Below are 25,261 nucleotides of genomic sequence, written 5' to 3' on the forward strand. Positions count from 1 at the left end.
AAGTCATGAAGGTGTTAGCCTCCCGGGCCAAATCATCACCGGCAGCTGTTGACTGGCATAGAACGTGCGAAGCCTTGCCGGTGAAAACAGGTGCCAACAAAAAGGGAGTGACGATGTTGAAAAGCCATGAATCCTCGCCCACGTCGCGGTATCAATCGTGGGGCCAAGACGAGGCCCGCGCCGTGCCCAGGTGGTTGCGATTCGCCCGGCGGTGTGCTGCCACGAGCGCCCTGACGCTCGCCGCGATGGCGAACCCCAGCATGGCGGCGGCCACAACCACGGTGGTGGTGGACGCCCGTGCGGCCGGCGCGACCGCCCTCGTGCAGGCCACCGGCTTCAAGGGATCGGAATGGTCAGTGGTCCAGTTCACCGACTACACAGGCAATTTCGTCGAGCGCGGCTACATCGACATCAGCGCCTACCTGGTGGCGGGTGGCACGGCCCTGCCATCCGATCATTCGCTGTATGCGCAATTCGAAGTGAACACGACCGGCCCCAGCAGCGCGACGCTGTATGCGGCACAGGGCGACGCCAGCTTCGGCTTCGACGCCACGACAGGCGCCGCGACGGTGGCTTTGGCTGACGGGGCCACCCCGGTCGCATTGGCCTCCGGCTTCTTCAGTGCCATGACACCGACGAACAGCCCCGGGGGACTGGGATTCGCGGCCGTGCTCACCTTCACGCAGCTCAGCGGGCTGTCCCTCGACCTGCCGGCCGGCAGCGTCTTGACCATGGAGATCGCGGCCGATCACCCGTTCAGCGCCACGACCCCTTTTTCCGAAGTCACGGCACTGACTGCGCCTATCGGTGCCGGCGGTGCCAGCGTGATGGTGGGCTACCGCATCGTGGGCGGCAGCGACACGCTCCGCTTTGCCGTCGCCACGGTGCCTGAGCCCGCGCAATGGGCCCAGTGGTCGCTGGGCAGTCTGCTGATGCTGGCGATCTGGCGGCGGCGTCGGGCACTCAGGACACCGCCCTCTGGTGGCCTCCCTCGCCGTCACGGCACCGCATGAATCCCTGAGCACGCGCCGCTGCTCAGCCCGGCGCCGCGCTGAGCGTCCGACGCCGATTCGTCGGCCCAACGCGTCGATGCGCTGATGCGCGGGCTGAGAGCCTGTGAACAAAGCCCGCACACCCGCTCGTCCGCCCCAACCGCCGCCACTCGGCGTTGCAAATGCGCGCCGTAGCCCGAGCTACGGCTGTGCTTTGCGCCTTGATTGGCGGCGGTTGGGGCGCCCGCTCGGGCGCGCCGGATTCATTCACAGGCTCTGAGTGAAACTCGCGCGATGACGCTGACCACCGACGACAGCCTCCTGCTCCACACCCGATACTGGCCTGCCACCGCACCAACGCGCGGCCAGGTGCTCATCGTGCATGGCCTGGGTGAGCACATCGAACGCTACGCCCACGTGGCCGCCGCGCTGAACACTGCCGGCTGGGACGTGCAGGGCTGGGACCACCGCGGCCACGGTCGCAGCGAGGGCCGCCGGGGCGACATCCCCGACGCCGAGGTGCTGCTGCGCGACACGGCGGTCGTCATCGACGCCGTGCGCCGCCCTACCCTGCCCTTCGTGCTGCTGGGCCACAGTCTGGGCGGTCTCATCGCCGCACGCTTCGCGGCGGAGGCCCTGCAGCTCCGGCCCGCCGCCTGGAGCCGGCCGCTGGACGGGCTGGTGCTGTCGTCCCCGGCGCTGGACGCTGGGCTGAACGGCGCGCAGAAGCTGGCGCTGGCGCTGGCCGAGAGCCTCGCGCCCGGCCTGGCCGTGGGCAACGGGCTGAAGCCCGGGTGGATCTGCCGCGACGCCACCGTCGTGGCCGCCTACACCGCCGACCCGCTGGTGCACGACCGCATCACCGCGCGACTGACCCGTTTCATCATCGACGCCGGCGAGCTGGTGCTGGCCACTGCACCGCGCTGGCAGCTGCGCACGCTGCTGATGTGGGCCGGCGCCGACCGCTGCGTTGCGCCGCGCGGCAGCGAGGCCTTCGCGGCGGCGGCGCCCGCCCATGTCGTCGCGACACGGCCCTGGCCGGGCCTGTTCCACGAGCTCTTCAACGAGCCCGAGCGGGCCGATGTGCTGCGCGTGCTGACCGACTGGCTCAACCGCTGAGCGCGTCCAGCCGGTCCACCACCAGCTCCAGCCGCAGCAGCGGGTTATCCAACGCCATCAGGCGCTGACGCTCGTCCGCCGGCATGGGCAGCAGCTCGGCCCAGCGGTTGGCCAACCAGCCGGCGTCGTCCCAGTCGTAGGGCGGTTGTAGCGGCAGCTCCTCGGGGCTGGCACGCTCGCGCCAGCCTTCCAGCAAGTCCTGTAGCTGGCGCGCGGCTGAACGCAGGTCGTCCGGTACGGGCACGGCGACGTCCGGCGGCAGCAGCGTCAGCGTGCCCACCCACAGCCCGTGGCTCAGACAGCGCGAACTGCGCAGATGAAAGCGCTGCGTGCCGCGCGTGCGCAGCTGGATCAGACCCGGCTGTTCATGCGCGAAGTGCTCGATGCGTGCCAGCGTGCCAACAGCGTGGAATGCCTCGCGCTGGAAGCCTGCCCCATCGCGCTGCCGCACTTCCTGCCCCTCGGTCAGCGCGACGACGCCAAAGGCATGACCCTGCGCGTGGCAGCGCTGCACCATGTCCAGGTAGCGCGGCTCGAAGATGCGCAGCGGCAAGTAGCCGCCGGGGAACAGCACCGAGCGCAGCGGGAACAGCGGCGTCTCGATGCCGAGGCTCATCTCGTCTTCTCGGCGATGCGCTGCCTGATGAGTGGCAGCAAGGCCTGCGCCGCCTCGCGGCCCGCCTGGATGGCGCGGCGGCGCGCGGTGAAGTCGGCGCTGGAAATGCCGTCCAGCCGTGGGCGCACCAGCACGTCGGCGTCGCGCAACTCGAAGGTGTTGATACTGCGGCCCATGATGGCGAAGGTCTGCATCAGCATGCGGAAGGCGTCATTGGGCGGCTCGGCGGCCGGCGGCGAGGTGATGTCGACGGCCAGCACCAGCTGCGCGCCCATCTCGCGCGCGAAGCGCACCGGCACGGGCGACACCAGGCCCCCGTCCACGTACTCGCGCTGGCCGATCTTGACTGGCTGAAACACCGCCGGCACGGCGCTGGACGCACGCACCGCCGTGCCCGTGTCGCCGCTGCGGAAAAGCACGGCCGAGCCGTCGCCCAGGTCGGTCGCGACGATGCCCAACGGCAGCACCATCTGCTCGATGCCCTTGCCGCCGGTCTTGTCACGGATGAAGCGCGCCAGCGCCTCGCCACGGATCAGGCCGCGCAACGGGAAGGACCAGTCGGTGATGGCGCCTTCGTCCATGCCCTCGGCCAGCGTCTGCATCTCCTTGCCCGTCTTGCCCGACGCGTAGAGCGCCGCGACCAGGCTGCCTGCCGACGTGCCGGCCACCAGATCGACCTTGATGCCAGCTTCTTCCAATACCTGGATGACGCCGATGTGCGCGAAGCCGCGCGCCGCGCCGCCGCCCAGCGCCAGGCCCAGGCGGGGCGGCTTGGGCACGGGCTTGACGACGGGCGGAGGCTCCACCGGCGGCGGCACGACGACCGGCTGCTGGGGCGCCAGCATGGGCACGGAACAGGCGGCCAGCGCCGCGAGCAGGGCCGCGAGCGAGGCGCGGCGGATCAGGGCAAGGATCATGGTCACGAATGCAAAGAGCCGCGGCACGATAACCGAGCCGGGCTTCCAGCTCAGCCGAGCTTGTAGCTCTGCAAATGGATGGAAGTCTCCGTGCCGGCGATGCCCTTGATGAGGCGCACGCGCTCCAGCACGTCAGCCAGTTCCTGCAAGCTGGAGCTGCGGATCTCGGCCAGCAGGTCCCAGCGGCCGTTGGTGTCGAACAGCCCGGTGATGCCGGGCTCGCCCAGCAGCATGGACACCACCTCGCGCGTGCGGTTGCCCTCCACGGTGATGCTCATCCAGGCGGTGATCTGGTCGGGTACCGCGTCGGGCCGCAGCCGCACCGTGTAGCCGGTGATGACGCCGCCGTCCTCCAGCCGGGCGATGCGGTTGGTGACCGTGCCACGCGACACCTTCAGCTTGGCTGCCAGCGTCGCGACGCTGGCGCGGGCATCGGTGCGCAGCAGCGCCAGCAGTTGTTGATCAAGCGCGTCCATTATGCAAATCGTCAATTTTCCTTGCCATTTTGGCAAAAACCCATGCATTACTTGTCAGGAATTGCGCTTCTGTTTGGCGAGACGTGTCGGAAGAATCGCCATCACCCCCTTCAGGAAACCTCCATGACCACGCTGTTGACCACCCAGGACATCGCACGCCTCGTGCAGCGCGTCGGCCTTCCCGATTTGCTGCGCCGCCTCGTCGCCACGCTGGAGGCTGACTACCTGCGCTGGGCCGAGTTCGACAAGACGCCCCGCGTCGCCGCCCATTCGGACGACGGCGTCATCGAGCTGATGCCCATCGCCGATGCCAGCCTGTACAGCTTCAAGTACGTCAACGGTCACCCCAAAAACCACCGCGTCGGCCTGCCGACGGTGATGGCTTTCGGCGTGCTCGCTGACGTGGCCACGGGCGCGCCGGTGCTGCTGTCCGAGCTGACGCTGACGACGGCCATGCGCACCGCCGCCACGTCCGTCATGGTGGCCAAGCGGCTGGCCCGCCCTGACAGCCGCGTGATGGCGCTGATCGGCAACGGTGCCCAGAGCGAGTTCCAGGCGCTGGCCTTTCATCACCTGCTGGGCATCCGCGAGCTGCGCCTGTTCGACATCGACCCGGCAGCCACCGCGCGGCTGGTGCGCCACCTGCAGGGCATGCCCGGCCTGACGCTGACGGTTTGCGCCTCCACGGCCGAGGCCGTGCGCGGTGCCGACATCGTCACCACGGTCACCGCCGACAAGGGCCTAGCGACCATCCTGACGCCCGACATGATCGAGCCCGGCATGCACATCAACGGCGTGGGCGGCGACTGCCCCGGCAAGACCGAGCTGCACCGCGGCGTGCTGGCCATGGCCCGCGTGGTCTGCGAGTTCGAGCCGCAGAGCCGCGTCGAGGGCGACATGCAGCAGATGCCGGCCGACTTCCCCGTCACCGAGTTCTGGCGAGTGCTGTCCGGCCAGGTGGCGGGCCGCGAGTCGCGTGACCAGGTCACGGTGTTCGACTCGGTGGGGTTCGCGCTGGAGGACTTCTCCGCGCTGCGGTTGCTGCGCGAGCTCAGCACCGCACTGGGCCTGGGCGCCCCGCTGGACCTGATCCCGCAGATGGCTGACCCCAAGAACCTGTTCGGCACGCTGCAGCTGCATGGCCAGCGCCACGCGGCCTGAGCGCTTGAGCGCGGGGCCTCAGCCGATATAGGCGCTGACGTCGTCCAGGTCGACCAGCTCGGGCGCCATGAAGCGTGCCGCGTAGGTCAGGCAAACGCCCGAGCGCAGGAACAACGCGAACAACTCGCCATCCAGATGGCCCTCGGCCACCATGGCGCGCATCAGATCCAGCGCCTCGGACAGGCGCTTGCCGGGCTTGTAGGGGCGGTCATCGGCAGTCAGCGCCTCGAAAACATCCGCGATGGCCATCATGCGCGCCTGCGGGCTCATCGCTGCGCCGGTCAGGCCGCGCGGGTAGCCACGGCCGTCCATGCGCTCGTGGTGGGCGCCAGCAATTTCCGGCACGGCCTTCAGCGGGCCGGTGAAGGGCAGCGACTCCAGCATGCGGATGGTCTGCATGATGTGCTCGTTGATCTTGTAGCGCTCCTCGTCGCTGAGCGTGCCGCGCGACACCGACAGGTTGTGCAGCTCACCGCGGTTGTAAAGCTGCTCGGGCTGGACCAGCGTGAAGCCCCAGCGATTGCCGCTGGTCAGTCGCTCGGCCGCCGGGCGCGGCACCAGGTGCTCGGGCCGGTCCTGCAGCAGCCGTTCGGCCACGGGCAGCGTCGGCCTGCCACGCGGCAGCCGCGCCGCCTCGGCGATCGACAGCCCCAGCCCGTCGTCCAGCGTGCGCTGCCAGCGCCGCGCGGCCAGCTCGCGCAGCCGCTCCACCGCCTCGGGCGCCAGGCCCTCGCCTCCCTGGTTGCAGGCCGCGACAAAGGCAAAGTCGGCATCCAGCGCCGCCTGGGCCGGTGCGGCGGCGGTCTGCGCCCGCGCGCTGCCGGCCTCGCCCAGCTCTGCCTGCAGCCGCTCGATCAGCACATCACGCTTGAGCACCTCGAAGCGCATGCGCACCTCGTGGATGCGGTTGTAGATGGTCTCCAGCTTGGTGGCCTTGTCGACCACGTACTCCGGCGTCGTGACCTTGCCGCAGTCGTGCAGCCAGGACGCGATGTGCAGCGCCTCCCACTGCCCGTCGTCCATCGTGAAGCTGGCGAAGGGGCCATCGGTCGCCTCGCAGGCCGCGCGGGCCAGCATCTTGGTCAGCTCGGGCACACGCTGGCAATGGGCGCCGGTGTAGGGGCTCTTGGCGTCGATGGCGCCGGCCACCAGCTCGATGAAGCTCTGCAGCAGCGCCTTGCGCGAGCGCAGCAGCTGCTGGTTGTCCAGCGCCACGGCTGCGGTGCCCGACAGTGCCCGCACGAAGGCCACACGCGCAGCGCCCAGCGGCTGCAGCGGCCCGTCGGCGGGCGGGGCGAAACTCAGCGTCAGCGTGCCGATAGTCTCGTGGCTGCGGTTCTTCAACGGCAGCGACAGCAGCCGCAGCCGCGACACGCCCAAGCTGGCCAGCAGGTCGCCGTAGGCCGCCAGGTGGGCCGGGTCGTCCCAGCCCAAGTCCACCTCCACGGCGTCGTCGGCGCGCAGCGCCTGCACCGGAGCGCCCGGGCTGTCGGCCACGTTCAGCGCCCAGCTGCGGCCGGCGCCCTGGCGGGGCTCGCCGCGCAGCCACACCGCGGCCGGCTGCAGCTCCGAGCCATCCTCGCTGAGCAGGTGGACGGCGCCGCCGCTGGCCCCCGTCACCGCGATGGTCTCGCGCAAGATGAGATCCAGCAGCCGGTCAAAGTCGCGCTCCGCGCTCAGCGCGCCGCTGATGTCCAGGAAACGTCGCAGCGAATGCTTCATCGCCGTCATCGCCACGGCCAGCCGGTCCACCTCGCGGATGCGGCTGCGCGCCGGGTCGGGCCCGTCGAAATCGAAGTGCTCGATGGCCTCGGCCTGCCGCGCCAGCAGGCGCAGCGGCCGCGACACACGATCGGCCAACAGGTGCACCACCGGCAGCAACAAAAGCATCAGCACCAGCGAGATGTAGAAGCCATGCCGGCGGCTCTCGATCTGGTGGGCCTGCAGTTCATCGCGCGGCGCGGCCATCAGCAGCACCAGCGGCGCGCCGGCCGCCGAGCTGCTGGCCAACGGCAGCGCATGGCTGACCCACTCGCGGCCGTCCACCGTCTCCACCGCCGCCAACCGCCCCTGGGCATCGCGGCGCTCCCACAACGCGCGCATCAGCGGCGAGCCGGCCTCCTTCACCTGCGGCAGGCGCCGGCTCTCGGCCAGGCCCGGCCGGTGCCGCGCCTGGGCCAGCACCTCGCCGCCTGGCGTCGCGATGAGCAGCTCGGCCGACGCGCTGATCTGCGGCTTGTCGAGCATGTCGCCCAGCGCCTGCAGGCTGACGTCGGCGCCAATGACCGTGTCCCCCTGAGCCTGTGCAAGCGTGACCCCGGGCTCGCCAGTCGTGAAGAACAGGTACGGGGCCGACTGCACAACCTGGCCCGCCGGGGCCTGTCGCGCCAGCGCGAACCACGGCCGCGTGCGCGGGTCGAAGTCGTACTCCAGCCGCTGCACCTTCTGCAGCTCGCGCAGCTGGCCGTCGTAGAACTGGTAGTGGCCGTGCACGCCGGTGGCGTCACGAACCACGGTCTGCAGCGCGAACTCGGCCTCGGGCGGCGCATCCATGCGCCGGCGCGTGGCCGCGTCGCCCAGCCGGCGCAACAACAAAAAGCTGCCCTGCGCCGTGCCGGCATAGACGGCCGAGACGGCCGCGTTGCCACGCAGCGCTGCGGCCAGCTCGGGCAATACCAGCTGCCGGTCCGCATCAGCACCCGCGCGCCCCAGCCCCCCGGCCGCCAGCAAGGCCACGCTGATCCGCGCAGGCCGCAGCTCGGCCTCCACCACGCCCGCCGCCTCGCGCGCGATGCGACGCGCCGCCGCGCCGGCCTGCTGCAGCATCAGCGCGTCGCTACGCGAGGCTTCGTACAGCATCAGCACGCCATAGACCATCACCACCAGGCCAACCATCAGCGTGCTCAGCGTGACGTACAGCGTCTTGGGCTTCATCGGCTTCATGGGCCGCGAGTATCTGTGGCCGCGCTACCGCGCCGAATGAACGGCATACAAACTTGACGTTGGGCAATGTTCACGTCGCGCTTGTCGCGCGGCAGCGACGTGCCAGCGCGCACGGCCCGGGTTCATGGCCTTCCTACACTCCGGGCCATGGACTACGCCCCATTGATCAAGGAAATCGGCCGCGGCTCGCGCGGCGCACGCGACCTGACCCGAGACCAGGCCGAGCAGCTGTTCGGCGCGATGCTGGACGGGCGCGTGCCCGACCTGGAGCTGGGCGCCTTCCTCATCGCGCTGCGCGTGAAGGGCGAGAGCGCCGACGAGCTGGCGGGCTTCCTGGCCGCCATGCAGGCCCGCACCGCCGCGATGACGGCGCCGCCGGGCCCACGCACCGTGCTGCTGCCCAGCTTCAACGGCGCCCGCAAGCAGGCCAACCTGATGCCGCTGGTGGCACAGCTGCTGGCCCGCGAGGGCGTGCCGGTGCTGGTGTTTGGCCGGCATGACTTCGACAGCCGCGTCAGCCCCTTCGAACTGCTGGAGGCGCTGGGCCTGCCCGCCAGCCCCAGCCTGGCCGACGCTCAGCACCAGCTCGCCGCCGAACGACTGGCCGTGCTGCCTTTGCAACTGCTCAACCCTGGCTTGAACGATTTGATGGCCTTGCGCCCGCGCCTGGGCCTGCGCAACAGCGCACACAGCCTGGCCAAACTGCTGGATCCCTTCCCCACCGGCCGCGGCGTGCGGGTGGCCGCGGTCACGCACCCTGAGTACCTGGACAGCATGGCCGCCACCCTGCCCGCGCTGACCGCCGATGGGGGCCGTGCGCTGCTGATGCGCGCCAGCGAGGGCGAGGCCTACGCCCACCTGCGCCGCAAGGCGCACCTGATCGGCTTCCACGACGGCGCCACCGCGCCGCTGCACCCAGCCGACACGACCGACCTGGACTGGCCGCTGTCGCCCGCCTGCGCGCCCGCCGCCAACGCCGCGCTGATCCGCGCCATGCTGGCGGGCACCGAGCCGGTGCCGCCGCGCATCGCCGAGCAGGTCGCCGCACTGAAGCTGCTGGCCACAAACTGAGCTTGCTTATTCAGCCTGGGCATATAGCCCCAAGAAGAATGTCGTTCGTCTGCTGAGCAAGCTTCCCTAGAGTCGCGACCTCGATGAAAGTCCGCGACCTCGACCTCAGCAACAACCCCGTCAACGCCGAGCATGCCGAACTGGGCCTGCCGCCGCTGGAGAACGCCGTCACCCACGCCAACGACCCGGGCCACCCGGTGCTGCGCGTGGCCATGTGGTCGATCGTCGGCCTGCTGATGGCGCTGTCCATCGCGCTGGCCTCGCGGCTGTTCACGCAGCCGGCCGGCGGCGTGGGCGGCCTGCAACTGGTGGCCAACGCGCTGTCCAGCACCGATTTCTGGGCCGCCGTCGCCGTGGGCCTGCTGGCCCAGACCGTGGACGGCGCGCTGGGCATGGCCTACGGCATCACCAGCACCTCCTTCTTGCTGGCCACCGGCAGCAGCCCGGCCGTGGCCAGCGCCTCGGTGCACATCGCCGAGGTGTTCACCACCGGTGTGTCCGGCCTGGCGCACCTGAAGCTGGGCAACGTCAACCGCAACCTGTTCCTGCGCCTGCTGGTGCCCGGCATGCTGGGCGCGGCATCGGGCGCATGGGTGCTGTCCAGCATCGATGGCTCGGCCATCAAGCCTTTCGTGTCGGCCTACCTGCTGCTGATGGGGCTGTACGTGATCAGCAAGATCTTCCGCAAGATCCGCCCGCGCGGCGGCGAGCCCCGCCACGTGGCCAAGCTGGGCCTGTTCGGCGGCTTCGTGGATGCAGTGGGCGGCGGCGGCTGGGGCCCGGTGGTCACCACCACGCTGGTGGGCACGGGCCACGACCCACGCACCACCATCGGCTCCGTCAATCTCGCGGAGTTCTTCCTGACCTTCATCAGCGCCGGCGTGTTCGCGCTGCTGATTGGCGACGAAAATCCCTGGGCGACTGTGGCCGGCCTGGTGCTGGGCGGCCTGTTCGCCGCCCCGATTGCCGCGCTGCTGACCAAGCGGCTGCACACCAAGGCGCTGCTGGCCCTGGTGGGCAGCACCATCGTGCTGGTCAGCGCCTTCAACATCTACCGTTCCCTGGCGTGATCCCCTGACTCCATGTATCAGTACACCGACTTCGACCGCCGCTTCGTTCGCGCCCGCGCCGCCCAATACCGTGATCAGCTGGAGCGCCATTTCGCAGGCCAGCTGAGCGGCGACGACTTCCGCGCGCTGCGCCTGCAAAACGGCTGGTACATCCAGCGCCATGCGCCCATGCTGCGCGTGGCCGTGCCCTACGGCGAGCTGAGCAGCCGCCAGCTGCGCCAGCTGGCCCGCATCGCCCGCGAGTACGACCGCCAGCCCGACGGCCCGTTCGCCGGCCAGGGCGGCTACGGCCACTTCACGACGCGCCAGAACCTGCAATACAACTGGATCCCGCTGGTGGACAGCGCCACGGTCATGGACCTGCTGGCTGAGGTCGACATGCACGGCATCCAGACGAGCGGCAACTGCATCCGCAACATCACCAGCGACGCGCTGGTGGGCGTGGCCCCCGACGAGATCGTCGATGCCCGCCCCTACGCCGAAGTGCTGCGCCAGTGGAGCACGCTGCACCCCGAGTTCGCCCACCTGCCGCGCAAGTTCAAGATCGCCGTGTCGGGCGCCAAGGAAGACCGCGCAGCCATCGGCTGGCATGACATCGGCCTCCAGCTCAAGAAGAACGAGGCTGGCGAGGTCGGCTTCCAGGTCTTCGTCGGCGGCGGCATGGGCCGCACGCCCATCCCGGGCGTCGAGATCAACGCCTTCGTGCCGTGGCAGCACATCCTCGTCTACATCGAGGCCATCGTGCGCTGCTACAACCTGGCTGGCCGCCGCGACAACCTCTACAAGGCCCGCATCAAGATCCTCGTCAAAGCCGAGGGCCAGAAGTTCTTCGACGCGGTGAACGCCGAGTACGCCCGCATCCTGGCCGACGACAACGGCGGCCACGAGCACATCATTCCCCAGGCCGAGCTGGACCGCGTGGCGGCCTGCTTCGTCGACCCAGCAGGCGTCGTCGCCACCGCCGAGCCCGCGCTGGACACCAGCGACCCGGCCTTCAAGCGCTGGCTGGACCGCAACGTGCAGGGCCACCGCGTGGCCGGCTACCGCGCCGTCACGCTGAGCCTCAAGCGCGTCGGCATCGCCCCGGGCGACACGACGGCCGACGTGATGGACACGGCGGCCGCGCTGGCCGACCAGTTCAGCCACGGCGAGCTGCGTGTGTCGCACCGCCAGAACCTCGTGCTGCCCTGGGTCAAGGCCTCGGACCTGCCCGAGCTGTTCCAGGCTGCGCGCGCCGCCGGCTTCGCCACGCCCAACGCCCGCCTGCTGACCGACCAGATCGCCTGCCCCGGCGGCGACTTCTGCGCGCTGGCCAACGCCCGCTCGCTGCCGCTGGCCGCCGAGATCGCCGAGCGCTACCAGGACATCGATGAGCTCGAAGACCTGGGCGAGATCGACCTGCACATCAGCGGCTGCATCAACAGCTGCGGCCACCACCACAGCGGCCACATCGGCATCCTCGGCGTCGACAAGGACGGCACCGAGTGGTATCAGCTGACGCTGGGCGGCGGTGACGGCACGACGCTGGCCGGCGGGACTGTGGCCGGCAAGGTCATCGGCCCGAGCTTCGCGGCCGACGAGATCGCCGACGCCATCGACGCCGTCATCGAGACCTTCAAGCGCGAGCGCTTAGCCGGTGAACACTTCATCGACGCGGTGAAGCGCCTGGGGCTCGATCCGTTCAAGACCGCCGCGAATGCCGTTCGCGTGTCCACCGCCAAGGCCTGATCAAGAAATGAAGTTCATCAACGCCTCCACCTGCCCCTGGCAGCACGCCGTCGGTGAAGACGGCCCCAAGCCCGATCCCGATCCGGCGCCCCACCGCCTGCTGAGCCTGGAGCAATGGCATGCCGTGCGCGCTCACTGGCCGCAGGACCTGGCCGTGGCCATCGAGTTCCCGAACGACGCCGACATCACGCAGCTGCAGCCCGACCTCGGCCGCATCGCGCTGGTGGTACTGGAGTTCCCGAAGTGGACCGACGGCCGCGCTTACAGCCAGGCCCGCATCCTGCGCAGCCGCTTCAAGTTCCAAGGCGCCATCCGCGCCCACGGCGAAGTGCTCGTGGACATGATGCAGTTGCTGACCCGCACCGGTTTCGACGAAGTCGTGCTGCGTGGTGACCAGTCCCAGGCCGCCGCGCAGAGGGCGCTGGACCTGTTCGCAACGGTCGGCTTCTACCAGGGCGACGTGGCCGAAACGCGCCCGTGGTTCCAGCGGAGTCCGGCGTGAGCGGCGTGTCGGCGCTGCCCTGGGCGACGCAGAACGCGCCCGGCCACGCCATCGGCCTGTACGCCCAATGGACGCCCGCACTGGACGCCAAGATCGAGGCGGCCCAGCAGCACCTGCGTGACGCCTGCGCCGCGCATCACGACGGCCTCGTGCAGAGCAGCAGCCTGGGCGTGGAAGACATGGTCATCACCGACCTGATTTCGCGCGCCGGCCTCAGCGTGCACATCTCCACGCTGGACACCGGCAAGCTGCACGCCGAGACGCTGGGCCTGCTGCCGCAGATCAAGGATCGCTACGGCTTCGATATCGAAGTCTTCAGCCCCGTGGCCGAGGCCGTCGTCGAGTTCGTCACCCGCCAGGGCGACGACGCGATGTACAAGAGCATCGAGCTGCGCAAGGCCTGCTGCGGCGTGCGCAAGATGGAGCCACTGAGCCGCATGCTGGCGGGTCGCTCGGCCTGGATCACCGGCCTGCGTCGCGAGCAATCGGGCGCACGCGGCGATGTTGCCTTCGACGAAGACGACGGTAGCGGCACAGGCCGCCGCAAGATCAGCCCCATCGCCGACTGGACCTGGGCCGAGGTCTGGGCCTACGTCGAGAAGTACGCCGTCCCCTACAACCCGCTGCATGACCAGTTCATGCCCAGCATCGGCTGCGCGCCCTGCACGCGCGCCATCGCCGTCGGCGAGGACTTCCGCGCCGGCCGCTGGTGGTGGGAAGACTCATCCAAGGAATGCGGCCTGCACGCCAAATCATGAATGCTGCTGTGAAACCCGAACAACTCATTGCCGACGTCGACCACGCGCACCTGGATGCGCTGGAAGAAGAGGCCATCTTCATCCTGCGCGAGGTGGCTGCGAGCTTCGAGCGCCCCGCCCTGCTGTTCTCCGGCGGCAAGGACAGCTGCGTCGTTCTGCGTCTGGCCGAGAAGGCCTTCAAGATGAAGAACGCCGCGCATCCGAGCGGCTATTCGGGCCAGTTGCCCTTCCCGCTGGTGCACATCGACACGGGGCACAACTTCCCCGAGGTCATCACCTTCCGTGACCAGCGCGTCGCCGACATGGGCGAGCGCCTGATCGTCGGCCACCTCGAAGACAGCATGGCCAAGGGCACCATCCGCCTCGCGCACCCGCTGGAAAGCCGCAACGGCCACCAGACGGTGACGCTGCTGGAGACCATTGAGGAGCACAAGTTCGACGCGCTCATCGGCGGCGCCCGCCGCGACGAGGAGAAGGCGCGCGCCAAGGAGCGCATCTTCAGCCACCGCGACAGCTTCGGCCAATGGCAACCCAAGGAGCAGCGCCCCGAGCTGTGGACGCTGTTCAACACGCGCATCCGCCCGGGCGAGCACTTCCGCTGCTTCCCCATCAGCAACTGGACCGAGCTGGACGTGTGGCTCTACATCGCCCGCGAGAACATCCCGCTGCCGCCGATGTACTACGCGCATGAGCGCCAGGTCATCCGCCGCAAGGGCCTGCTGGTGCCGCTGACCGACGTGACGCCTCCCGAAGCCGGCGAGACCGTCGAGACCGTCCAGGTGCGCTTCCGCACCGTGGGCGACATGACCTGCACCTGCCCGGTCGAGAGCCCCGCCGCGAATGCGAGCGAGGTCGTGGCCGAGACGCTGACCGTGACGGTCAGCGAACGCGGCGCCACGCGCATGGACGACCGCACCAGTGAAGCTTCCATGGAGAAGCGCAAGAAGGAAGGGTATTTCTGAAATGACAGCGACCCCCACGCTCACTTCGTTCGCTGCCCCCCAGGGGGGCGTCGAGGCCCTTCGGGCGGCCGGGCGGGCCTCGGCCCTGCGATTCCTCACGGCCGGTTCCGTCGACGACGGCAAGAGCACGCTGATCGGCCGCCTGCTGTTCGACGGCCAGGCCATCCTGGCCGACCAGCTCGACACGCTGGAGCGCCGCGCAGCCGGCCGCCCCATCGACCTGAGCCTGCTGACCGACGGCCTGGAAGCCGAGCGCGAGCAAGGCATCACCATCGACGTGGCCTACCGTTACTTCGCCACCAAGACGCGCAAGTTCATCATTGCCGACGCCCCCGGCCATGAGCAGTACACCCGCAACATGGTCACGGCTGCTGCCGGCAGCGACGCCGCCGTCGTGCTGGTGGACATCACCAAGCTGGACCTGACGCAGGACGACGTGCCGCTGCTGCCGCAGACGCGCCGCCACTCCCTGCTGGCCCAGCTGCTGCGCGTGCCCAGCATCGTGTTCGCCGTCAACAAGATCGACGCGCTGGACGACCCAGGCGCCGGCTTCGCCAAGGTCAAGGCCGCGCTGGACAAGTTCGCTGCTGCCGCCGGCCTGAACGTCGAGGCCACCGTGCCCGTCAGCGCACTGCGCGGTGACAACGTGACCCAGCCGCTGGACGCGACCTGGTGGAACGGCGAGAGCCTGCTGCAGGTGCTGGAGCGCCTGCCCACGCTGAGCGAGCGCGCCGACGCGCCGCTGAGCCTGCCCGTGCAGTACGTGCAGAAGGACGCCTACCAGTCCAACGGCACCGGCATGCAACCACGCGTGCTGTGGGGCCGCATCGCCCACGGCGCCGTGAAGGCGGGCGACACCATCGAGGTGCTGCCTTCGAAGCAGACAGCCGTGGTCGCCGAGGTTCGCCTCGCCGGTGAAACGGTGGCGAGCGCCGAAGCGGGTGACTCCGCCGGCCTCGTGCTGGATCGCCAGCTGGACGTGAGCCGTGGCGACTGGATCGTCACGCCCGGCTCGGCAACGCAGACCAAGACCTTCCCGGCCACACTGGCCTGGCTGGACACCGAAGCCGCCAAGCCCGGCCGCAAGTACTGGGTGCGCCACGGCAACCGCTGGGTGCAGGCGCGCATCTCGGCCATCGACTCCGTGCTGGACATCAACACGTTGACGCCGCAGGACGCGCACGAACTGCCCGTCAACACCATCGGCCGCGTGCAGATGGAAGTGCAGCACGAGCTGCCCGTCGAGCCCTTCGTGGACAACCGCGTCGGCGGCGCGCTGATCGTCGTCGACCCGGCCAGCCACCGCACCAGCGGCGCGCTGCTGGTGGACGTGCAGCCGGCCGCCCCGGCCGAAGAGGCCTGGTGATGGGTCTGGGCCGCGAGGGTGAGGACACGCTGCCGGCCGGCCGCGTGATCTTCGTCAGCGCCGGCCCTGGCGCTGCCGACCTCATCACGGTCCGCGGCGCCCGCGCGCTGGCCATGGCCGACATCGTGCTGGCCGACGCACTGGCCGATCCGGCACTGCAGGATCTCGCACCCCGCGCGAACTGGACCTACGTCGGCAAACGCGGCTTCGAGCACTCGGCCAAGCAGGCCGAGATCAATGCGCTGCTGGTCCAGGCCGCGCGCGAGCACGCCGTCGTCGTGCGCCTCAAGGGCGGCGACGCCAGCGTCTTCGGCCGCCTGGAAGAAGAACTGCAGGCACTGGCCGAGGCCGGCATCGCCAGCGAAGTCATCCCCGGCGTCACGGCCGCATCGGCCGCTGCGGCGCTGACCCAGCGCCCGCTGACCCGCCGCGGCCGCGGCCGCAACGTCAGCCTCACCACCGCCATGACGGCCGAGGGCGAGCTGCGCGCGGCGCTGTCGGCCGACACCGAAGTTTTCTACATGGCAGGCCGCCAGCTCGACACGCTGGGCCCGAAGCTGCAGGCCGCCGGCTGGCCGGCCGACACGCCCGCGCTGGTCGTCAGCCGAGCCGGCTGCGCCGACGCGCGGACCAGCGAACACAAGCTGCGAAACCTCGCCGACGCAGCCGCCCTTCATGGCGGCCGCCCCGCCGTTCTCATCGTCGGCACCGGCGCCCTGCCGGCGTCCAATAAAATCGTCGTTTCGCCCGAATCGGGGCCCCTTACTTCTCAGAGCCGCTCATGACCCACGTCGTCACCGAAGCCTGCATCCGCTGCAAATACACCGACTGCGTCGACGTCTGCCCGGTCGACTGCTTCCGCGAAGGCCCGAACTTCCTGACCATCGACCCCGACGAGTGCATCGACTGCGCCGTGTGCATCCCCGAATGCCCGGTCAACGCGATCATGCCGGAGGAGGATGTGCCGGGGGATCAGATCCACATGATCAAGATCAACGCGGACCTGGCCAAGAACTGGCCCAGCATCACCAAGCGCAAGCCCGCCCTGCCCGACGCCGACGAGTGGAAGGACAAGACGGGCAAGCTGGCAGAACTGATCCGCTGACGCCCGGCGTCCACGCCCCGGCATGGCCGCCGCCGACGACACCCGCCCCGTGACCGAAACCGACGCCCTCGTCATCGGCGCCGGCCCAGTGGGGCTGTTCCAGGTGTTCGAGCTGGGGCTGCTGGGCATCTCGGCCCAAGTGGTGGACGCGCTGCCGCATGTCGGCGGTCAGTGCACCGAGCTGTACGCCGACAAGCCCATCTATGACGTGCCCGGTCTGCCGGTGTGCAGCGGGCGCGAGCTGGTGGAGCGGCTGCAGCAGCAGATCCGCCCCTTCGCGCCCGGCCTGCACCTGGGCCAGGACGTCTGTGCGCTGCGCCGCGAGCCCGATGGCCGGCTGCGCGCCGAGACCTCGGCTGGCCAGGTGTTCCTGGCCAAGACGGTGTTCATCGCCGCCGGCGTGGGGGCCTTCCAGCCGCGCAAGCTGCGCCTGGACGGCGCTGATGCGCTGGAGGGCCGGCAGTTGCACTACAGCACCGACACCCTGCCTGACGCGCCCGGCGAGCCCCTGCTCATCCTGGGAGGCGAGGAGCCGGCCGTGCAGGCTGCCGTCGACATGGCCGAAACACGCCCCGTCACGCTGCTGCATCGCCGCGACGCCTTCAAGGCACCGGCCGCCCTGCTGGCGCGGCTGGCGGCGCTGCGCGAGCAGGGCCGCGTGCGCGTCATCGCCGGCCAGCCGTTGGCGCTGCACCTGCAGGGCGACCAGCTCACCGGCCTGGACGTGCTCGACGCCGACGGCCACACCCTGGCCCTGCCCGCGACGCAGCTGCTGGCCCGGCTGGGCCTGAGCCCGCGCCTGGGACCCATTGCCGACTGGGGGCTGGCCATGGAACGCAAGCTGCTGACCGTGGACACCGCGCGCTTCGAGACCTCCGAGCCCGGCATCCACGCGGTGGGCGACATCAACATCTACCCCGGCAAGCGCAAGCTGCTGCTGTGCGGCTTCCACGAGGCCACACTGGCTGCCTTCGCGGCTGCCGAGCGTGTGTTCCCGGGGCAGCCCATCCACCTGCAATACACCACCACCAGCCCCAAGCTGCACGAGCGGCTGGGCGTCACGCCCGCCGGCGACTGACGGGCGGGCGAGCGAGCTTCAGGCTCACTCAGGCCAGCCAGGTGCCGACCCAACGCGGCAGGCCCGACGCATGGCGCACCAGCGCCAGCCGCTTCAGCTCCCGGTGCACGGCCTCGGCCTGGCTGGGGCCGCCGGCCCGGGCAGCCTGGCGCAACGCGGCCATGCTGTCGCGGCCCTGGGCCAGCGCGAGGTAGGCGCGCAACGTCGCCAGCGGCGCCGCCATCCAGCTGTCGGGCTGCCACTCATGGCAGCGCTTCAACGCGGCGGCCAGGGCCTCCGGCGCCGGCTCGCGCGCCAGCAGCACCAGCTCCCACAGACGCAGGTCCTCGTTGTAGGGCGCGCGCGCCAGGCCGGCGGCCACCACCTCGGCCAGCGCGTCCCAGCGCCGCAGCACGCCCAGCGACCCCGCCAGGTTGCCGACGGCGTACAGCGGCGGGCGCTCGCGCTGGCGCCAATCGTGCAGCCAGCGCACCACCGCCCCATGCGCCTCCATCGACGCCAGCACATAGCTGGCCTCGCCCCAGGCATCGTCGTCGGCCCGCAGCGCGGGCTCGAAACGCCAGATCAGCGCACGCACGCAAAAGCGCGAGTCGGTGTCCTTCAGCCAGCGCAGCAGCGCCCGCAGCAGGTGCGGCCCCTGCGCACGCGCCTGCCAGCGCCACCCCTGCTGCAAGGCCCACCAGAAGCTGCGCTGCTCCTGCCGCACCAGCCAGTCCAGCGCTACGCCGACCGGCCCGCCGCCGCCAGCCACATGAGGCCGTTGCAGCGCGCGCAGCTCGACACCCCAACCGGCCTCGTGGCAGGCCGCCAGCGCTTCGCCGCAGCGTTCGATCTCGAACTCCTGCTGCGCGAACAGGCGCTCCAGCCAGACGCGCGCATGAGCCAGGTTGCCGGCACGTGCGGCCAGCTCGATGCCGTCGCACGCAGTGGCCACCGTCGGGCGGTGAGGCCACAGCATCTGCAGCGCCGGCTCGGCCTGCGCCGGCGCGCCGGCCTCCCGCGCCGCCTGCACCAACTGGCGCGCCGCGAAGGCATAGCCGGGCGACAGGCTCAGCGCCTGCTGCAGCGGCCCCAGCGCCTCCTGCCAGCGCTCGCTCTTGACGAGCGCATGACCCACATAGCCGTGCGAGCGTGCCGACAGCGGCGCGATCGCCAGCAGCTCCTGCGCGGCACGCAGGTAGCCGGCATGGTCATCACGGCTGTCCAGCCAGTCGGCCTGCTGCACGCACAGGTCCTCGTCGCGCGGCGCCTCCTCGCGCAGGGCGGCAATTCGGGTCAACGCCTGGGCATGGTCGCCACGTTCCCAGGGCAGGCGGGCCTCCCACAGGCGCAGCGACAGCGGCGCAGGTGCCGGCCACGGCAGCTCGCCCAGGGCGGCCTCGATGTCATCCAGCCGCCCCAGCCGCAGCAGGCGCTCGAAACGGGCCTCCCAGACCGCCTCGGCACGCGGCTCCAGCGCCAGCGCCCGCGCGGCGGCCTGCAGGGCCTCCTCGTCGTCGCGTCCCCACGTGGCCTGCACCGCCCAGGCATCGGCATCGCCCGGCCGGCTGCGCACGACCTCGGCGATCAGCGCGTCGAAGTCCGCGAGCCGCTCGCGCCGCTCGCAGACGCGGCGGGCCAGCGCCCAGACCCAGCTAACACGCGGGCTCTGCAGCAGCGATCGCCGCGCCAGCACCAGTGCCTCGTCGTCCTGGCCCATCTGCTCACGCACCCAGCCCAGCAGCGCGATCAGGTCGGCGTCGTCCCAGCCCGAGGCGTCGCTCAAGGCCTGCTCCAGTACCGTGCAGGCGGCCGCCCAGTCGCGGCCATGGTCGCCCAGCAGGTCCACCTGCAAGCGCACGGCCTGGTTCCAGCCGGGCGACAGCGCCAGCGCCGCCGCACAGGCTGCCTTGGCCTCTTCGGGGCGATGCGCCTGCTGCAACGCGAGCGCATGCTCCAGGTGCACGCGCGGCAGCTGTGGGAAGCGCTCGCAGGCCTGCCCCAGCAGCACCAGCGCAGCATCGGTGCGCTGCAGCTGCTGCAGTTGCCGCGCCACCGCGACGGGCGCCTGCCACAAGCCCGGCCATTGGGCCGACAGCGCCTCCAGCAGCGCAAGAATCTCCTCGGCCGACCAGCCCACGCCTGCCTCGCGTTGGAAGCTCAGCAGGCCGTCGCCCAGCAGGGGCTGGCAGCGCAACTCGGCCGCGAGGAAGTCCGCCGCCTCCCGGGCCAGTTGCGGGCCGGGTGCAGCCAGCAGCCGCTCCATGGCGATGTCGAACTCCACATCCCGGCGCAGGCAGGCGTGCAGGTGCGGCAACGCCGCGGCATAGCCGTCACGCCGCAGGTGGCAATAGGCCAGCACGCTGTGGCTGACCGCCAGCTCCGGCGCCAACGCGGCGGCCGCCTCGGCCAGAGCCACCGCCTCGTCCAGCCGCTGCTGGCGCGAGGCCTGCACGGCGCGCTCCCGCTGCAGCCAGGCCAGGCCCGGGTGATGGGTATGCATGCGCGCCAGCTGCGCGTTGATGGCGTCGGGCTGGTCGGGCAAGGCGTCGTAGAGCAGGCGCTGTAGGCCCACGTGCGCCGGGTGGGCGTCCGTCAGCAGGCGCCACTCGGCCAGGGCCTGCTCGTGGCCGCGCAGCCGCCGCAGCAGTCGCAGCAGCAGCCGGTGGTGGGCCAGCTGCAGCGGCTCCAGCGCCACGGCCTCGCGCACGGCCGACAGCGCCGCCTCGAACTCGCCACGCGCCTCCAGCAGCAGCGCACGCACACGCAGCAACGCCGGCGCATGTGCCTGCACGCAGCCGTCGAGCAGGGCGGCCACCTCGTCGAGCCGGTGCTGGCGCAGGCGCCGCTCGGCCAGGTGCAGGCGCAGCGCGGTGTCGTCGGGGCGCTGCCGCAGCGCGGCGTCCAGCACCGCGTCGGCTTCGTGGCCTGCCTGCAGCGTGTCGAGCTCCTCGGCGAGCGTGATGGCCGGACCGCTGGCGCGCTCGCCCCACACGGCCACGCGCTCTCGCAGCCAGGCCAGGCCCTGCGCGGCATCGCCAGCGACACGGCAGCCCCGGGCGTAAGCGCTGGCGGCCCATTCTTGCGTCGACTGCAGCGTGCTGGCCCAGCGCAGCGGCTGCAAGGCCGCCCGCGCGCCGTCCTGCTGCCAGAGCCGGTCGCCCAGCTCGCTCCAGGCCCGCGCGCTGCTGCCGTCGCGGCGCAGGGCCTGTCGAACCACCGCCAGCGCTTGCGGCAAGCAGCGCGAATCCTGCGCCAGCTGCGCCGCCCAGCGGCACAGCGTCAGGGTGTCGGGCCGCCCCTGCGCCACCAGCGCCTGCAGATGCGCCTGCGCAGCGGCCTGGCCCCGCACCTCCGGCAAGCTGGTCAGCCGGCTCAGCTGCAGGCCACGATCGTCAGGGTAGCGCGCCAGCAAGGCCTCGGTGGCCTGCAGGATGCGCGGCTCGTCGCCGTCGTAGATCGCCAGCGAGCGCTGCGCGCGCAGCAGGCAATCGCCGACGGCATCAACGGTTTGCAGGCGGGCCAGTGCCTGCAGCGCCGCCTCGCGGTCATGCCGCTGCAGCGCGGCCTGCAACGCATGGGCTTCGTCCCAGGCCTCGGCTTCGGCCAGTGCGATGCCAGCCAGGCGCGGCAGGGCCTCGGGCGGCAACAGCAACATGGCCCGCGGGCCGCTAGCCTGCTGAGAATCGAGCAGCTGTTCGGCCTCGTACTCAGCATGCATGGGCAGGCTGGGGTCGCGGATGAGCAGCGTGCGGCGCAGGCGGTCATAGCCCACGACCGCCTGCAGATGGCCGCTGCCCACCGACTGGGTGGCCAGCGAGTACGGCAAGCCGGCGTCCAACAGGGCACAGGCGCTGTCCCAGTCCAGCTTGAATTCGCGCGCGATGAAGCCCTGCTCGACGGCCCAGGCCCGCTCCGACGCGGCCGGCGTGCCGTCGTAGCAGATGGCCTGGGCCACCTCGAGGTGGTTGGCCTCGCGGCCCCAGAAGTTGGCCAGCGCGGTCAGCGTGGCGGGCGCGCAGGTCATCCAGTGCTGCCTCACCATGGGCACCTGCAGCAGCACCCGGTGCGACTGCGCGTCGGGCGCGGCCAGGCGCTCCGCCAGCTGCGAGTAAAAGCCCGTGCCCGGCACCTGCTGGGCCTGCTCGCGCGCCTCGGGCAAGCGCCCGAGGCGCAGCAACGCATCGGCGCGGCGCGCAGCGATCAGCCCGGCCCAGCGCGACCCGGCACGCGGCATGCCGTGTGCCACGGCGTCCAGCAGCGCCAGCGCCTCGGCGTGTCGCTGCTCGTCAGCCGCCATGCCGTGCAACTGCCAGGCCACGCTGCCGTTGCAGGTCTCGGCCAGCGCGGGCTGCAGCAGCGCAATGGCCTCGTCGCGCCGCTGCATCTGCCACAGCAGCTGCGCCACCTGCTGCAGCGCCGTGCGGTAGCCGGGGCGCAGGCGCAGCGCCTCGCGGCCGGCGTCCAGCGCGGCCTCCGTGCGATCCAGCCGCGCCAGCATGTAGCTGTGCTCCACCCAGAGCCAGGGGTCACCCGCGTCCAGCGCCAGGGCCTCGCGGTGTGCCGCCAGCGCCGCGCTGCCGTCCCGCAAGTCAGCCAGCCACAGCCCGTGCAGCGACAGGCGCTCGGCACGCACGGCGGGCTCGGCCGCTTCCGGCACGGGGCGGGCCTCGGCAGCGCGCCAGTACGCGTAGGCACCGCGGTTGCCGAGCACGACGCGCAGCAGCCCGGTCTGGGCCGCCGCATGGGTCGGGTGGCGACGCCCGATGCGCAGCGCCAACGCATCACCGCCGCGGTCGTCCCCCACGTGGCGCAGCGCACGCGCCGCGACCAGCTGTGCCGACACGTCAGCGCTTTCGCGCAACGTGTCCAGCCAGGGATCCACCTGCAGCGCCATGCCGCGGTCCAGCCAGGCGTCGATGTCTAGTAGACCGGGAGCCGACGCCACGCTCCCCTCCCTGTCTCTTGTCATTGCGAGGCATCGTAGTGGCGGGCAGATTAAACTGCGGCCTGCTGCGGCTGGAGGAAACCCCAGGCGCAGCTCTCGCTAGGGGTGTTGGCTTCGGCCGACTGAGACAGTCCCTTTGAACCTGACTGGAAGCGCGGCAACGCGCTTCAGGGCCCTCCGGAAACGGGGGCTCGAGGTAATCCTCGCGCAGGGAAGCAGCCGAACCACGGCCCTCCTCCGTTCTCCGTCTCCAGGAGGCGCGGCCGTCTTCCGGGTTTGCCGACCTGCCATCGCTTTTTGCATCCCGATGGCACAACCAACCTTCTCCCGCCTCGCCGCCGCTGCTGCGCTGCTGAGCTCGCAACTTGCCCTGGCCCAGACGCTGCCCACTGTCAGCGTCAGCGGTCGCGCCACCGAAGCCGCCCCCGCGCTCGCCGGCTTCGACACACCGCCCGCGCGTCTGCCCATGCAGGCGCTGAGCCTTTCGGCCGAACGCCTGGAAGATCTGGGCATCCGCCAGCTGGCCGGCATCACCAAGCTCGACGCCTCGGTCTCGGACGGCTACAACGCCGTGGGCTACTGGTCGCAGCTCAAGGTGCGCGGCTTCGACCTTGACAACCGCTTCAACCTCCGCCGCGACGGTCTGCCCATCAACGGCGAGACCGCGCTGTCGCTGGCCAACAAGGCCGCCGTCGAGGTGCTCAAGGGCAGCTCGGGCATGCAGGCCGGCACCAGCTCGCCGGCCGGCCTGGTCAACCTGGCGGTCAAGCGCCCGCTGGCGGAGGACGCCACCGTGCTGACGCTGGGCGCCATCCAGGGCGGCACCGTGGAAGCCAGCCTGGACCACTCCCAACGCATCGGTGCCAGCCGCGAGTTCGGCCTGCGACTGAACCTCGCCGCCGCACGGCTTGATCCGCAACTGCGCAACGGCCAGGGACACTCGCACACGGCGGCGCTGGCCACCGACTGGCGCGTCAGCGCCGACACGCTGGTGGAAGCCGAGATCGAGCTCAACCGTCAGCGCCAGCCCAGCCAGGATGGCTTCAGCCTGCTGGGCAACACGCTGCCCGACGCCGGCCGCATCGACCCCGAGCTCAACCTCAACAACCAGCCGTGGACACTGCCAGTTGTCTTCAGCAACACGCACGCGTCGCTGCGCGTGCAACACAAGCTCGGCCAGGGCTGGCAGGCGCGCGTGCACGCCGGCCTGCAGCGCCTGCGCAGCGACGACCGCAATGCCTTCGCGTTCGGACTGGACTGCAATGAAACCAGCGACTTTGCCGGTGCCTTCTACTGCGACCGCTTCGGCCCCGACGGCCGCTTCGACCTCTACGACTACCGCAGCGAGAACGAGCGGCGCGACACGAGCTCACTGGACATCTCCGCCAGCGGCCCGTTGCAGCTGGCCGGCCTGCGGCATGACCTGACCCTGGGCGGGCTGACCAGTCAGTTCAAGAGCCGCTTCCAGCGTCAGGCCTACAACTTCACCGGCGTGGGCAACATCGGTGGCGCCGTGGTGACCGCACCCAGGCCCGAGCTGACCAGCGAAAACACCAACCGCGACGAGCGCAGCACCGAGCTCTACCTGCGCGACCGCGTGGCGCTGGCAGCCGACACCACGGCCTGGCTGGGCCTGCGCCACACACGGCTGCAGCGCGAGAGCGTGCGCACCGACGGCTCGCGCGCGACCGACTACGCGCAGAGCGTCACGACGCCGTGGATCGCGCTCAGCCACGCCATCGCGGCCGACTGGCTGGTCTACGCCAGCTGGGGCGAGGGGGTGGAGAGCGAGGTCGTCCCCAACCGCAGCCGCTACGTCAAGCCCGGCCAGGCCCTGCCCGCGCTCAAGAGCCGCCAAACCGAGCTGGGCCTGAAGACCGGCACGCAACGCGTCGAGGGCGCACTGACCGTGTTCGACATCCGCCGGCCGCTGTGGCGCGACATCGGCAGCTGCGACATCGCCCTGAGCTGCGAGCGCCGCGCCGACGGCGCCGCGCGGCACCGCGGCGTCGAAGCCAGCGCCGACCTGAAGTGGCGCGGCGGCGGTGTGTTCGCCAGCGCCGCCCGCCTGCGCGCGCGCCGCGAGCACAGCCTCGAGGCCAGCCTCAACGGCCTGGTGCCGCCCAACGTGCCGCAAACCACGCTCAAGGCACAGCTGCGCCAGGACCTGCTGCCCGGCCTGCAAGCGCACCTGGGCCTGCAGCACGAGGGCCAGCGCTTCGCGACGCCCGACAACGGCATCACCGTGCCGGCCTGGACGGTCGCCGATGCCGGCCTGCGCTACACGCTGCTGCAGGGCAATCAGACCTGGATCTGGCGCGCCGCCGTCGACAACCTGACCAACCGCCGCGCCTGGCGCGAAGCCCCGTGGCAGTTCGAACACAGCTACCTCTACCCGCTCGCGCCACGAACTTTCCGAGCAAGTTTGGAGATCAAGCTCTGAAACTGAAAAAATTCCTGCTATAGTCAT

General features: G+C 70.8%; 19 protein-coding genes. 14 read left to right on the forward strand and 5 right to left on the reverse strand.

Features of this window, described 5'->3' with window-relative positions; translation table 11 throughout:
- Window positions 1-245: 245 nt before the first annotated feature.
- Window positions 246-1,013, forward strand: coding sequence for a hypothetical protein (locus ACG0Z3_RS07255; protein WP_394396603.1), 768 nt, complete (start codon window positions 246-248; stop codon window positions 1,011-1,013).
- Window positions 1,014-1,286: 273 nt separating this feature from the next.
- The gene (locus tag ACG0Z3_RS07260; RefSeq protein ID WP_394396604.1) at window positions 1,287-2,111 is read left to right on the forward strand and encodes an alpha/beta hydrolase; all 825 of its coding nucleotides are present in this window, start codon (window positions 1,287-1,289) and stop codon (window positions 2,109-2,111) included.
- On the opposite strand, the gene ACG0Z3_RS07265 is transcribed toward ACG0Z3_RS07260, so the two are convergent.
- From ACG0Z3_RS07265 to ACG0Z3_RS07275, 3 genes are read right to left on the reverse strand one after another with little or no spacing between them, the layout of a single operon-like run.
- Window positions 2,101-2,727, reverse strand: coding sequence for an LON peptidase substrate-binding domain-containing protein (locus tag ACG0Z3_RS07265; protein WP_394396605.1), 627 nt, complete (start codon window positions 2,725-2,727; stop codon window positions 2,101-2,103). The two genes, ACG0Z3_RS07260 and ACG0Z3_RS07265, sit on opposite strands and share 11 nt — an antisense overlap.
- Window positions 2,724-3,644, reverse strand: coding sequence for a patatin-like phospholipase family protein (locus ACG0Z3_RS07270; RefSeq protein ID WP_394396607.1), 921 nt, complete (start codon window positions 3,642-3,644; stop codon window positions 2,724-2,726). Before ACG0Z3_RS07270 ends, ACG0Z3_RS07265 begins: the two co-directional genes overlap by 4 nt.
- Window positions 3,645-3,694: 50 nt before the next feature.
- Window positions 3,695-4,120, reverse strand: coding sequence for an Lrp/AsnC family transcriptional regulator (locus ACG0Z3_RS07275; RefSeq protein ID WP_394396608.1), 426 nt, complete (start codon window positions 4,118-4,120; stop codon window positions 3,695-3,697).
- 123 nt (window positions 4,121-4,243) lie between these two features.
- Here ACG0Z3_RS07275 and ACG0Z3_RS07280 point away from each other — a divergent pair, with 123 nt between their 5' ends.
- The gene (locus ACG0Z3_RS07280) at window positions 4,244-5,281 is read left to right on the forward strand and encodes an ornithine cyclodeaminase (protein ID WP_394396610.1); all 1,038 of its coding nucleotides are present in this window, start codon (window positions 4,244-4,246) and stop codon (window positions 5,279-5,281) included.
- Window positions 5,282-5,299: 18 nt separating this feature from the next.
- Here ACG0Z3_RS07280 and ACG0Z3_RS07285 read toward each other — a convergent pair whose 3' ends face one another.
- Entirely contained in the window at window positions 5,300-8,224 is a 2,925-nt protein-coding gene (locus ACG0Z3_RS07285; protein WP_394396611.1) for an HD domain-containing phosphohydrolase, read from the reverse strand.
- A gap of 147 nt (window positions 8,225-8,371) precedes the next feature.
- Here ACG0Z3_RS07285 and ybiB point away from each other — a divergent pair, with 147 nt between their 5' ends.
- The 10 genes from ybiB (at window position 8,372) to ACG0Z3_RS07335 (ending at window position 17,864) form a co-directional block, all read left to right on the forward strand.
- Complete coding sequence (gene ybiB / locus ACG0Z3_RS07290) at window positions 8,372-9,295, forward strand: DNA-binding protein YbiB (protein ID WP_394396613.1); 924 nt, start codon at window positions 8,372-8,374, stop codon at window positions 9,293-9,295.
- Window positions 9,296-9,378: 83 nt separating this feature from the next.
- Window positions 9,379-10,365 carry a sulfite exporter TauE/SafE family protein gene (locus ACG0Z3_RS07295; RefSeq protein WP_394396615.1) on the forward strand — a complete coding sequence of 329 codons (987 nt, stop codon included), beginning with the start codon at window positions 9,379-9,381 and terminating at the stop codon, window positions 10,363-10,365.
- 12 nt (window positions 10,366-10,377) lie between these two features.
- Window positions 10,378-12,093, forward strand: coding sequence for a nitrite/sulfite reductase (locus ACG0Z3_RS07300; protein ID WP_394396617.1), 1,716 nt, complete (start codon window positions 10,378-10,380; stop codon window positions 12,091-12,093).
- Between the two features lie 7 nt (window positions 12,094-12,100).
- On the forward strand, window positions 12,101-12,595 hold the full coding sequence (locus ACG0Z3_RS07305) for a DUF934 domain-containing protein (protein ID WP_394396619.1): 495 nt from the start codon (window positions 12,101-12,103) through the stop codon (window positions 12,593-12,595).
- Window positions 12,596-12,600: 5 nt separating this feature from the next.
- On the forward strand, window positions 12,601-13,353 hold the full coding sequence (locus tag ACG0Z3_RS07310; protein WP_394396851.1) for a phosphoadenylyl-sulfate reductase: 753 nt from the start codon (window positions 12,601-12,603) through the stop codon (window positions 13,351-13,353).
- A complete protein-coding gene (gene cysD, locus ACG0Z3_RS07315; RefSeq protein WP_394396620.1) occupies window positions 13,350-14,315 on the forward strand; it encodes a sulfate adenylyltransferase subunit CysD in 966 nt (321 codons plus the stop codon). The genes ACG0Z3_RS07310 and cysD overlap by 4 nt, the downstream gene beginning before the upstream one ends.
- 1 nt (window position 14,316) lies before the next feature.
- Window positions 14,317-15,681, forward strand: a complete 1,365-nt coding sequence (locus ACG0Z3_RS07320) for a sulfate adenylyltransferase subunit 1 (RefSeq protein WP_394396621.1) — start codon at window positions 14,317-14,319, stop codon at window positions 15,679-15,681.
- Window positions 15,681-16,466: a uroporphyrinogen-III C-methyltransferase gene (cobA, locus tag ACG0Z3_RS07325; RefSeq protein WP_394396622.1), complete on the forward strand. Its 786-nt coding sequence runs from the start codon at window positions 15,681-15,683 to the stop codon at window positions 16,464-16,466. The genes ACG0Z3_RS07320 and cobA overlap by 1 nt, the downstream gene beginning before the upstream one ends.
- Window positions 16,463-16,786: a ferredoxin FdxA gene (gene fdxA / locus ACG0Z3_RS07330; protein ID WP_394396624.1), complete on the forward strand. Its 324-nt coding sequence runs from the start codon at window positions 16,463-16,465 to the stop codon at window positions 16,784-16,786. Before cobA ends, fdxA begins: the two co-directional genes overlap by 4 nt.
- 22 nt (window positions 16,787-16,808) lie before the next feature.
- The gene (locus ACG0Z3_RS07335) at window positions 16,809-17,864 is read left to right on the forward strand and encodes an NAD(P)/FAD-dependent oxidoreductase (RefSeq protein ID WP_394396625.1); all 1,056 of its coding nucleotides are present in this window, start codon (window positions 16,809-16,811) and stop codon (window positions 17,862-17,864) included.
- A 28-nt stretch (window positions 17,865-17,892) separates the two neighbouring features.
- Here the strand turns inward: ACG0Z3_RS07335 and ACG0Z3_RS07340 are convergent, their stop codons facing one another.
- On the reverse strand, window positions 17,893-22,791 hold the full coding sequence (locus tag ACG0Z3_RS07340; RefSeq protein WP_394396626.1) for a C39 family peptidase: 4,899 nt from the start codon (window positions 22,789-22,791) through the stop codon (window positions 17,893-17,895).
- 307 nt (window positions 22,792-23,098) lie between these two features.
- Between ACG0Z3_RS07340 and ACG0Z3_RS07345 the strand changes: the two genes are divergently transcribed.
- Window positions 23,099-25,234, forward strand: coding sequence for a TonB-dependent siderophore receptor (locus tag ACG0Z3_RS07345; RefSeq protein WP_394396627.1), 2,136 nt, complete (start codon window positions 23,099-23,101; stop codon window positions 25,232-25,234).
- Window positions 25,235-25,261: the final 27 nt, after the last annotated feature.

This window comes from Pelomonas margarita, assembly GCF_043555875.1.
GTDB lineage: Bacteria > Pseudomonadota > Gammaproteobacteria > Burkholderiales > Burkholderiaceae_C > Pelomonas > Pelomonas margarita.

Bases quoted from the DNA above. Each gene is read 5' to 3' on its own strand.
- fdxA (WP_394396624.1), top strand. From the start codon at position 16,463: ATGACCCACGTCGTCACCGAAGCCTGCATCCGCTGCAAATACACCGAC.
- ACG0Z3_RS07300 (WP_394396617.1), top strand. From the start codon at position 10,378: ATGTATCAGTACACCGACTTCGACCGCCGCTTCGTTCGCGCCCGCGCC.
- cysD (WP_394396620.1), top strand. From the start codon at position 13,350: ATGAATGCTGCTGTGAAACCCGAACAACTCATTGCCGACGTCGACCAC.
- ACG0Z3_RS07345 (WP_394396627.1), top strand. From the start codon at position 23,099: ATGGCACAACCAACCTTCTCCCGCCTCGCCGCCGCTGCTGCGCTGCTG.
- ACG0Z3_RS07255 (WP_394396603.1), top strand. From the start codon at position 246: ATGGCGAACCCCAGCATGGCGGCGGCCACAACCACGGTGGTGGTGGAC.
- ACG0Z3_RS07295 (WP_394396615.1), top strand. From the start codon at position 9,379: ATGAAAGTCCGCGACCTCGACCTCAGCAACAACCCCGTCAACGCCGAG.
- ACG0Z3_RS07270 (WP_394396607.1), bottom strand. From the start codon at position 3,644: ATGATCCTTGCCCTGATCCGCCGCGCCTCGCTCGCGGCCCTGCTCGCG.
- ACG0Z3_RS07265 (WP_394396605.1), bottom strand. From the start codon at position 2,727: ATGAGCCTCGGCATCGAGACGCCGCTGTTCCCGCTGCGCTCGGTGCTG.
- ACG0Z3_RS07275 (WP_394396608.1), bottom strand. From the start codon at position 4,120: ATGGACGCGCTTGATCAACAACTGCTGGCGCTGCTGCGCACCGATGCC.
- ACG0Z3_RS07280 (WP_394396610.1), top strand. From the start codon at position 4,244: ATGACCACGCTGTTGACCACCCAGGACATCGCACGCCTCGTGCAGCGC.
- ACG0Z3_RS07260 (WP_394396604.1), top strand. From the start codon at position 1,287: ATGACGCTGACCACCGACGACAGCCTCCTGCTCCACACCCGATACTGG.
- cobA (WP_394396622.1), top strand. From the start codon at position 15,681: ATGGGTCTGGGCCGCGAGGGTGAGGACACGCTGCCGGCCGGCCGCGTG.
- ACG0Z3_RS07305 (WP_394396619.1), top strand. From the start codon at position 12,101: ATGAAGTTCATCAACGCCTCCACCTGCCCCTGGCAGCACGCCGTCGGT.
- ACG0Z3_RS07335 (WP_394396625.1), top strand. From the start codon at position 16,809: ATGGCCGCCGCCGACGACACCCGCCCCGTGACCGAAACCGACGCCCTC.
- ybiB (WP_394396613.1), top strand. From the start codon at position 8,372: ATGGACTACGCCCCATTGATCAAGGAAATCGGCCGCGGCTCGCGCGGC.
- ACG0Z3_RS07320 (WP_394396621.1), top strand. From the start codon at position 14,317: ATGACAGCGACCCCCACGCTCACTTCGTTCGCTGCCCCCCAGGGGGGC.
- ACG0Z3_RS07285 (WP_394396611.1), bottom strand. From the start codon at position 8,224: ATGAAGCCGATGAAGCCCAAGACGCTGTACGTCACGCTGAGCACGCTG.